The 2890-nt window shown below is 71.3% G+C and carries 2 protein-coding genes; one reads left to right on the top strand and one right to left on the bottom strand.

Annotated elements, in window-relative coordinates; all coding sequences use genetic code 11:
- The first annotated feature begins 272 nt into the window (after positions 1 to 272).
- Positions 273 to 1448: a transcription termination factor Rho gene (gene rho / locus GKQ77_RS31055; protein WP_219692452.1), complete on the top strand. Its 1176-nt coding sequence runs from the start codon at positions 273 to 275 to the stop codon at positions 1446 to 1448.
- Here rho and GKQ77_RS31050 read toward each other — a convergent pair.
- Positions 1435 to 2718, bottom strand: a complete 1284-nt coding sequence (locus GKQ77_RS31050) for a M6 family metalloprotease domain-containing protein (RefSeq protein WP_219692451.1) — start codon at positions 2716 to 2718, stop codon at positions 1435 to 1437. The genes rho and GKQ77_RS31050 overlap by 14 nt on opposite strands.
- Positions 2719 to 2890: the final 172 nt, after the last annotated feature.

The following is a 2890-nucleotide window of genomic DNA, read 5'->3' as shown; positions in this document are numbered from 1 at the left end:
ACCCGATACCCTGCGCTGTGTGCCGGGAGTAGGAGCTTTTACCGGTGGCCCGGTGCCGCCCTGTGCTACCGTGCCATCAGTACGTGTGTACGCCCAGCTCATCTCAGGGCGCCCGTGCTGGTTCACTTTCTCCCTCTCGGGATCTGACAGGCCGTTCCGGCCTTCTTCCGCGCCGCTCGCCTGAAGCGGTTCTCCTCGCTCGTCGTACGGGGCGTGATCATCGCCGTCCCGCCGGGCCCCCTCATTCGCATGTCCGCGAAAGGACCACCCTCATGACTGCCACCCTGACCGAAACCCCCACGTCAACGCCCCTGACCTGCAAGGGCGTTCTCGACATCGCCCGCGACGGGCGCGGATTCCTCCGGAGCGAAGGGTGCCTGCCCGCCTCCGCCGACGTGCAGGTGCCCGCCCCGCTCATCCGCCAACTCGGCCTCCGCGGCGGCGACTTCGTCGACGGCGAGTGCGCCGGGCGGGCCCGCACGCTCACCGGCGTCCACCGGGTCAACGGACGCGTCCCCGAAGGCCTGCACGGACGCCCCCGCTTCGGGGAGCTGACCCCGCTGCACCCCCGCGAAAGGCTCCGCCTGGAGTCCTCGGGCGGCTCCGTCACGGGGCGGCTCGTCGACCTCGTGGCACCCGTCGGCAAGGGACAGCGCGGCCTGATCGTCGCACCGCCGAAGACCGGCAAGACCGTGCTGCTCCAGCAGATCGCCGCGGCGATCGCCGAGAACCACCCCGAGTGCCACCTCATGGTCGTCCTCCTCGACGAGCGGCCCGAGGAGGTCACCGACATGCTCCGCTCGGTCCGCGGCGAAGTGCTCTCCTCGACCTTCGACAGGCCCGCCAAGCAGCACATCGCGCTCGCCGAACTCGCCGTGGAGCGCGCCAAGCGCCTGGTCGAGGAGGGGCGCGACGTCGTCATGCTCTTCGACTCGCTGACCCGGCTGTGCCGCGCCTACAACAACGCGGCCGCCAGTGGCGGCAAGACCCTCAGCGGCGGCGTCGACGCGGCCGCGATCCAGGGCCCCAAGCGGCTCTTCGGCGCCGCGCGCCTCGCCGAGGAGGGCGGCTCCCTGACGATGCTCGCCACCGTCCTCGTGGAGACCGGATCGCGCGCCGACGACTACTACTTCGAGGAGCTGAAGAGCACCGGGAACATGGAGCTGCGCCTCGACCGCCTCATCGCCGACCGGCGCCTCTTCCCGGCCGTCGACATCACCCCCTCCGGCACGCGTAGGGAGGAACTGCTCCTGACGGGCGATGAGTTGACCGCCGTACGCGGACTGCGACGCGCCCTGCTCGGCAGGGACGGCCACAGCTCCCTGGAGACGGTGATCGACCGCATCAAGAAGACCCCGAGCAACGCCGCGTTCCTGCGGCAGGTGCAGCAGACGGTCCCCGGGGCCGGGTCGGGGTCCGCGCCGGGGAACGGCGCTACGGCCGCGTGACGTGCACGCGGTAGTCGCCGTCGTCCGTCACTTCCGCCACCCTCACCCGTATGCCCGTCTCGCGGTCGGTGAAGGTCTCGCCGGGGCCGTAGGGCGCGTCGGAGAGTTCGGCGTGGACGTTCGGTCTGCGGGTGCAGCCGCCGCTGTCGCCGGCCGAGTCGAAGACCGTGACCGGGCCGTGGCCCGTGTCGACGTCGGCGTCCACGCGGTAGACCAGCACGCCCGGCTTGCAGACCGCTTCGTCGTTGCCGCCGGGGGCACGGGCCTCGATCGCGTACCCCGTCTTCGCGTTCACCGGGACGAAGGCGAGCTTCGTGCCGCCGGAGCGCGCCAGCGGGGAGAGCAGGTGCTCGCTGCCGCCGGGCTTCGCCGCGCAGCCGATCTGGTCGTCGTCGAGCCAGCCCAGCTTCCACTTGTGCCAGGCGAGCAGGTCGTTGTTGGCGCCCCAGTCCTCGCTCATGATGTCCCAGTGGCCGACCGCGCCGCCGCCGTCCTGCGTATACAGGTCGGGCAGGCCGAAGACGTGGCCGTTCTCGTGGGGCAGGACGCGGTAGCCCGTCTCGTGGTAGCTGCCCGAACCGTCGTCCTGGCGGCTGTAGACGAAGGACGCGTTGGCGACGGGCACACCGTCCGCGACCGGCGCCTCGTGGTTGCCCGCGAAGGTCACCGAGAGGACCGTGTCGAGCGCGGAGGGCCCCGCGTTCGGGGTGACGAGGACGTTCACGAGGTCGTAGGCGCGGAAGTCCACGTCCGGGTCGGCGGCGTCCACGATGTCCTCGACCAGCTCCCGGTAGCCCGGATCGAAGGGGGCGCCGCGCTCTATCCCGTACTCCGCGAAGGACTTGGGCATCCGCAGCCAGTCCGGGACGGGGGATTCGGGACGGTAGTCCAGGCGCCCGTACGAGCTGGTCCTGAACCACTTCGCGGTCTGCGGGAAGAACTCCGCGAGCCGGTCCATCGCGCTGCCCTCACCGGGCGCGTCCGAGAAGTCGACCATGAGGTTCAGGGCGCGGACGGTGCCGGTGGAACGGGAGTAGCCGGGCGGGGTGGGCATGCCTTCCGACATCTGCACGCCCATCGTGCCGCTGATCATGCACGGCCCGAGTGCGCTGCCGCGGGCCATCGACACGGGGCCCGCCGCGCTGGGGGAGTCCTCCATCAGGCGTCCGGTGCTCGCCGAGGTGGTGACCGCGAGGGCGAGGACCGTGACCGAGGCGAGGGCGACACCGCGGCGGGCGGGGCGTATCCGCCGCCGGATCGGCTGCTGCATACGTGGCCCTTCCACTCCGCGGCAGCCGCCTGACCTGGCTGCACCCTGTCCGATCACCCTGTGCCGGGGGGTACGCGGGCGCTCGCTGGGCGCGACCGATCGTGTGCTTCCCGCCAGAAAGGGTGTGACTCAGGTCACAGCGATTGAGGGGCGGGGCGGGAAATATCCGGGG

This window comes from Streptomyces anatolicus (assembly GCF_019400875.1).
Taxonomy (GTDB): Bacteria; Actinomycetota; Actinomycetes; order Streptomycetales; family Streptomycetaceae; genus Streptomyces; species Streptomyces anatolicus.
Note: the sequence above shows the minus strand (reverse complement) of the source record. Positions and strands in the feature narration are given on the sequence as shown.

Coding starts and splice junctions, on each gene's coding strand:
- rho (WP_219692452.1), top strand. CDS start 273: ATGACTGCCACCCTGACCGAAACCCCCACGTCAACGCCCCTGACCTGC.
- GKQ77_RS31050 (WP_219692451.1), bottom strand. CDS start 2,718: ATGCAGCAGCCGATCCGGCGGCGGATACGCCCCGCCCGCCGCGGTGTC.